This is a genomic window from Streptomyces sp. NPDC001816 (assembly GCF_042892235.1).
GTDB lineage: Bacteria > Actinomycetota > Actinomycetes > Streptomycetales > Streptomycetaceae > Streptomyces.
On the sequence record NZ_JBIATY010000018.1, the window covers coordinates 151,136 to 157,269 of the forward strand.

General features: G+C 72.7%; 5 protein-coding genes. 1 reads left to right on the forward strand and 4 read right to left on the reverse strand.

What is annotated here, in order from left to right:
• Nucleotides 1–10 precede the first annotated feature (10 nt).
• The 3 genes from hutH to ACFYZZ_RS42225 form a co-directional block, all read right to left on the reverse strand.
• A complete protein-coding gene (gene hutH / locus ACFYZZ_RS42215; protein ID WP_389188460.1) occupies nt 11–1,549 on the reverse strand; it encodes a histidine ammonia-lyase in 1,539 nt (512 codons plus the stop codon).
• Between the two features lie 64 nt (nt 1,550–1,613).
• A complete protein-coding gene (locus ACFYZZ_RS42220) occupies nt 1,614–2,801 on the reverse strand; it encodes a diguanylate cyclase domain-containing protein (RefSeq protein WP_389188439.1) in 1,188 nt (395 codons plus the stop codon).
• 117 nt (nt 2,802–2,918) lie between these two features.
• Nucleotides 2,919–3,713: an enoyl-CoA hydratase/isomerase family protein gene (locus ACFYZZ_RS42225; protein ID WP_389188442.1), complete on the reverse strand. Its 795-nt coding sequence runs from the start codon at nt 3,711–3,713 to the stop codon at nt 2,919–2,921.
• A gap of 202 nt (nt 3,714–3,915) precedes the next feature.
• On the opposite strand from ACFYZZ_RS42225, the gene ACFYZZ_RS42230 reads away from it, so the two are divergent.
• A complete protein-coding gene (locus ACFYZZ_RS42230; RefSeq protein ID WP_389188445.1) occupies nt 3,916–4,545 on the forward strand; it encodes a hypothetical protein in 630 nt (209 codons plus the stop codon).
• Here ACFYZZ_RS42230 and ACFYZZ_RS42235 read toward each other — a convergent pair.
• Complete coding sequence (locus ACFYZZ_RS42235; RefSeq protein ID WP_386579169.1) at nt 4,536–5,660, reverse strand: adenylate/guanylate cyclase domain-containing protein; 1,125 nt, start codon at nt 5,658–5,660, stop codon at nt 4,536–4,538. The genes ACFYZZ_RS42230 and ACFYZZ_RS42235 overlap by 10 nt on opposite strands.
• Nucleotides 5,661–6,134 lie beyond the last annotated feature (474 nt).

The following is a 6,134-nucleotide window of genomic DNA, read 5'->3' on the forward strand; positions in this document are numbered from 1 at the left end:
GTTCCGCGCTCTACTGCAGCGGACCGGTGACCGTCTCCACGGCGGCGACGAGGTGCCCCCCGCGCACGAAGGCGTCGGCGGCGGCCAGGTCGGGGGCCAGGAACCGGTCCGGTCCGGGACCCTGCACACCGGCCGCGCGCACGGCCTCGATCACGGCCTGCGAGGCGGGCGCCGGAGTCAGGCCCTCGCGCAGCTCGATGCCGCGGGTGGCGGCGTACAGCTCGACGGCGATGATCCGGGTGAGGTTGTCGACGGCGGTGCGCAGCTTGCGCGCGGCCGACCAGCCCATGGACACATGGTCCTCCTGCATCGCGGAGGACGGGATCGAGTCCGCGGAGGCCGGGACGGCCAGCCGCTTCATCTCACTCACCAGCGCGGCCTGCGTGTACTGGGCGATCATGAGCCCGGAGTCGACACCGGCGTCGTCGGCGAGGAACGGCGGGAGCCCGTGGCTGCGGTTCTTGTCCAGCAGCCGGTCGGTGCGGCGCTCGGCGATGGAGCCGAGGTCGGCGGCCGCGATGGCGAGGAAGTCCAGGACGTAGGCCACGGGGGCGCCGTGGAAGTTGCCGTTGGACTCGACGCGGCCGTCGGGCAGCACGACGGGGTTGTCGACGGCGGAGGCCAGCTCCCGCTCGGCGACGAGACGGGCGTGTGCGAGGGTGTCCCGCCCGGCGCCGGCGACCTGCGGGGCGCAGCGCACCGAGTAGGCGTCCTGGACGCGGGGCGCGTCGTCCTGGTGGTGCCCGGTGAGCCCGGAGTCCTTGAGGACGGCGAGCATGTTGGCCGCCGAGGCGCCCTGCCCCGGGTGCGGCCGGATGGCGTGCAGCTCGGGCGCGAGGACCTTGTCCGTGCCGAGCAGCGCCTCCATGCTGAGGGCGGCGGTGATGTCGGCGGACTTGTACAGGGTGTCCAGGTCGGCGAGGGCCATGACCAGCATGCCGAGCATGCCGTCGGTGCCGTTCAGAAGGGCCAGGCCCTCCTTCTCGCGCAGCTCGACGGGCTGGATCCCGTGATCGGCGAGCAGCTCACCGGCGGGCCGGACGGTGCCGTCGGGACCCTCCGCGTCCCCCTCGCCCATCAGCGTGAGGGCGCAGTGGGACAGCGGGGCCAGGTCGCCGGAGCAGCCGAGGGAGCCGTACTCGTGCACGACCGGGGTGATCCCGGCGTTCAGCACGTCGGCCATGGTCTGCGCGACCTCGGGCCGCACACCCGTGTGTCCCGAGCAGACGGTCTTGAGCCGCAGGAACATCAGGGCACGGACGACCTCACGCTCGACCCGCGGGCCCATGCCGGCGGCGTGCGAGCGGACGATGTTGCGCTGCAGCTGGGCGCGCAGTTCCTGGCTGATGTGCCGGGTCGCCAGGGCTCCGAAACCGGTGGAGACGCCGTAGACCGGGTCCGGCTTGGCCGCCAGCGCGTCCACGATCTCCCGGGCCGCCGCGAGGGCCGCCACCGCCTCCGCCGACAGCTCGATCCGGGCGCCGCCGCGCGCCACGGCGAGAACGTCGGACGCGGTGACCCCGGACGTCCCCACCACCACAGTGTGCATATCCATATTCAGGAGCGTACGCATTGAATGCGTTGATGTCACTAGTGGGGAACAGGAGTGACCCTTACCGATCCGTGTGCTTCACCTCACGGCCACCCCCGGCCGGCCGACGCCCACGGAAGCGCCGCCGCTCTCCGCGCTCGTCCCGCTCGGGCGACGGCTCGTCGGCGAGACGCACAACAGGATCGTCCGGCCCCTCCCGCCCCGCCACCACCGGCCGGTCCGCACGCATGGCCTTGGCCCGGTACTGGGCGGCGTCGGCCAGCCGGAACAGCCGCCGGGCCGAGCGCACGGACCCGATGGCCTCCTCGGTCGAGGCGACCCCGCACGCCACCCCCTCCCCCAGCTCCAACTCGGCGGCCCTGCGGCACAGTTCGTCGGCGGCCTTGACCACGTCATCGACAGACGGCCCCACCGCCAGCAAGCAGAACTCGTCCCCACCGAGCCGCGCCGCGAGCGCACCCGGCAGCATCGCCCCGCACAACGACAGCACCGACCCGAACCGCTCCAGCAGCCGGTCCCCCACCGCATGCCCAAGAGTGTCGTTGACCCTCTTGAGCCCATTGAGATCGCAGACGACGAGACTGACGACGACCCCGTCCGCGCGGTGCCGCTCGACGGCCTCTTCCAAACTCACGTCCACGGCACGGCGGTTGGCGAGACCGGTGAGGGCGTCGGTGAACGCCAGCCGGCGGGCCTCCTCCAGCCGCTCGGTCTGCGCGATGCCCGCGGCGACGACGGCGGCCAGGACCGTGGCGAAGTCGGCGTCCGCCCGCCCGAACACGGGCTCACCGGCCGCGCGGGCGACATACAACTCACCCCAGGCCCTGCCGTGCAGCACGACGGGGGCGACCAGACAGCAGCCACGGCCCCTACGACGCAGGGCGGCGACCCGATGATGGTGGTAGCCGGGGGTGCCGGCCGCCGTGCCCTCGGCAGTCTCCACCCAGGCGTTCGGCTCGCCCCCGCCCGCCCAGCGCTCGTGCAGGAACTCGGTGATCTCCGGGAACTGGTGCACCGGGTAGGCCTCGGCCTCCGGGAACTCCTCCTCGTCCGGGCGGCGCTCCCCCACGTTCACCAGGACCCGCAGCCGCCCCAGCTCCCGCTCCCACACCGACAGCGCGGCGAACCTCCCGTCGAGCGCCCGGCACGCACCGAGCGCGGCGGCCCGCCACGACTCCCGCGGGGTGTGCGCCGCAGCCATCCCCTGAGCCAGCGCCACCACGGCGCCGAGCCGCTTGTCCTCACCCATCACCCCAGGTTAGGGATGAAACGGTGCAAATGGGGATAGGGGCGCGGCGATCAGGTGCCCACAGGAAACGCCCGAGACTCACACCACCGACTCACACCCCCAACCCACACCCCCGACTCACTCCCCGGGCCACTCCGGCTTCCGCTTCTCGTTGAACGCGGCCACACCCTCCGCCCGGTCCCCGGAGAACGCCACCGACCGCCACGCCGCGTCCTCGACCTCCAGGCCGGCCCGCAGATCCAGCCCGTGCCCGAGCCGCAGCGCCCGCTTCGCCGCCCGCAGCCCCACCGGCGAGTTCCCGGCGATCCGCGCCCCCAGCGCCAGCGCCTCCTCGCGGTCCCGCCCCTCCTCCACCAACTGGTCCACCAGCCCCAGCTCGGCAGCCTCGGCAGCCTCCAACCGCCGCGCCGAGAAGATCAGCTCGGCAGCCCGAGCCGCCCCGACCCGGCGCGGCAGCAGCTGTGTACCGCCACCCCCCGGAATCACTCCCACGGACACCTCCGGCAGCCCCACCACCGCCGTACGGTCCGCCACGATCAGGTCGCAGGACAGGGCCAGTTCGAAACCGCCGCCCAGGGCAAAACCGTGCACGGCGGCGATCGTCGGCATGGGCAGCTCCAGCACCCCGGTGTACGCCCCGCGCGCCACCGGCCGCTGCCGCACCAGATCCGCGTCACTGAACGAGTTCCGCTCCTTCAGATCGGCCCCCACACAGAACGCCCGTTCGTGGGACGAGGTCACGACGACCACTCGCGCGTCCCGGTCGGCACCGAGCGCCGTGCACGCGGCCGCGATGGAACGGGCCATCTCCGTCGAGACGGCGTTCATGGCCTTGGGCCGGTCCAGCACCAGCTCAGCCACATGCCCGTGCCGCCGCACCAGCACGAACTCCCCGAACCGCTCCTCGCTCATGACACCCTCCGGTTAACGCGGGTTAACTCACTGTCGGCCCGATCATCGCAGCCGTACCCCGCCCCGGGAAAGAGCCGCCCCCGCCCGCTGTTCTACCCCCGTTCGAGTGACATCCCGGCCGTCTCACCCCACACCACCCACAAGAGCGCATAGCGTGCGCTCCGCCGCGGCGCACCCGGGGCGCACGGCGGGGAGGAACCTGATGACACCGATACCGGAACAGCCCGACATGGCCGAGAGAGAGCCGGCGGAGACGACGCACCCCGTCCTGTCCCTCATCCGCCGCGGGCGCCACCGCAAGCCCCGCCCCCGCAAGGTCCTGCTGGCCGCGGGCGGTCTGGCCCTGGCCGCCGGGGTCCTCAGCCTCGTCCGGGTGGCCCCGGACTCCGGAGTGGGCGGCCCGGGCACGGCGGAGGCCGAGCCCCGCCTGGACCCGGGCGGCACCACCGACCACGCATCGGCTCCGGCGAACGACACCACTCCCACGACCGTGCCCTCGGCGACACAGGTCATGGGCGGGATCAGCGCACCCCCGACAGCCACAACGACAACCACAACCACCCCGCAGGCGACACCCACGACGCTCCCCGACAGCACAGGCATCCCGACCACGATCCCGACGAGCGCCCCGAAGACAACGGCCCCCCGCCCATCACCCACGACGCCGACGACGCCCACCCAAGCCCCCACACCGACGCCCAGCCAGACCACACACGCACCCGCACCCGTCCCCTCACCCACACCGGAGCAGGGCGGGGTGTGCATACCGGTGATCGGCCTGTGCGTGGACCTGCCGGGCGCCCGCCAGAACGCAGGCGCCCCTCAGGCCTGACCGTCGCGGCGATTGAGCAGCCAGGGCTCGACAACACCGAGCCCGCGAACCGGCCGCTGCCACATCGGCTGGAGTCCGAAGCGGTACTTGGGCGGCTCCTCGCCCTCCTTCTCGGCGGCGGCAGCGGCCTCGGCAGCCTCGGCCTCGGAGGCGGGCGCCTCAGCGGTGCGGATCAGCTCCTCGGCAAAGGCACTGTCGACGAGCACGGCGTCACGCGGCGCTATCGAGGTCAGCCTCGACGCCAGGTTGACGGTCGTACCGAAGACATCCCCCATCCGGGTGGTCACCGTGCCGAACGCCATCCCGACCCGCAGCTCGGGCATCGTCTCGTCGTTGGCCATCGTCTCGACCAGCCGCAGGGCGATGTCGGCGGCGATACCCGCGTCGTCGGCGGCGTACAGCACCTCGTCACCGAGGGTCTTGATGAGCCGCCCGCCCCGCGCGGCGACCAGGTCGGCGGCCGTGGTCTCGAAGGCCTCGACCAGCTCGCCCAGCTCCTCCTCCTCCATCCGCCGGGTCAGCCGCGTGAACCCGACGAGGTCGGCGAAGCCGACGGCCAGCCGCCGGTCGACCATCTCCTCGTCGTCACCGGTCTGCACGACGCGGCCGGCCGAGGCGGCGAGCTGGCGGCGCCACACATAGACCAGGAACTCCTCCAGCTCGGGCAGGAGCAGCTCGACGATCGGGTACGTCACCTCGGTGCGGGTCATGCCCGGCTCGGGGGGCTCGGTCAGCCCCTCCAGGAAGGAATCGATCTGCCACTCCGCCAAACGGGCGGTGGTCTGCCCGGTCGACCGCGCGACCTGGACGGCCATGGCCTCACTCAGCAGCCCCGCCTCCACCAGACCGGCGAGCCGCCGCAGGGCCAGCACGTCGGCCTCGGTGAGCGCCTTGGCCTGCCCGATGTCCGCGAACCCCATGGCCCGCCAGAACCGCGACGCCAGCTCCATGGAGACACCGGCGCTGCGGGCCGCCTGAAAGGGGGTGTAGCGCCGCTCGGCCCCCAGGATGAGCTGCTCGAGACGCAGGGCAAGCGGATCCTCGCCGGAGTCGGCGGCGTGGAGGTCCACCCGGCCGTCCGCGTCCGCGCCGGAGCCCGTGTCGTCGACGGTCACGCCTGCTGCCCTTCCGATCTGCCACGGTCAGGTATCGACCGGCCTCAACTCTACGGCAGGTGTGCGCCAGCTCACTCCGTTGGGTTCAGCCGACGCCGACGTATAGGCACCGGTCACGTCACCTGGCGTTGGCGTGGGCCCCGCAGCCGCCCACGGCGGGAAGGGGACGTGCCGGGGGGTGGTCGCCCGCAGCGGTTGGCGCGTCAACACCGGCGCTTCTACGACCAACCGATTCCGCGCCGTTCCGAGGACGGACACCCCCCGGCGCGGCCCCGACCCACACCCCACCCTGGGCGCTACGCGCACCCTCACCGAACCGGCACAGGCGCCGCAGGCAGGGGCGCCGCAGGCAAAGGCGCCGCAGGGGGCACCCCCCACACCTAGACGAGTAGTTCCGATTGCGGGGTTCACGGACGCAGGGAGGGTGTCCAACATCGGGTTGTGACGACCGAGTTAGACACCCTCTTGACCGCA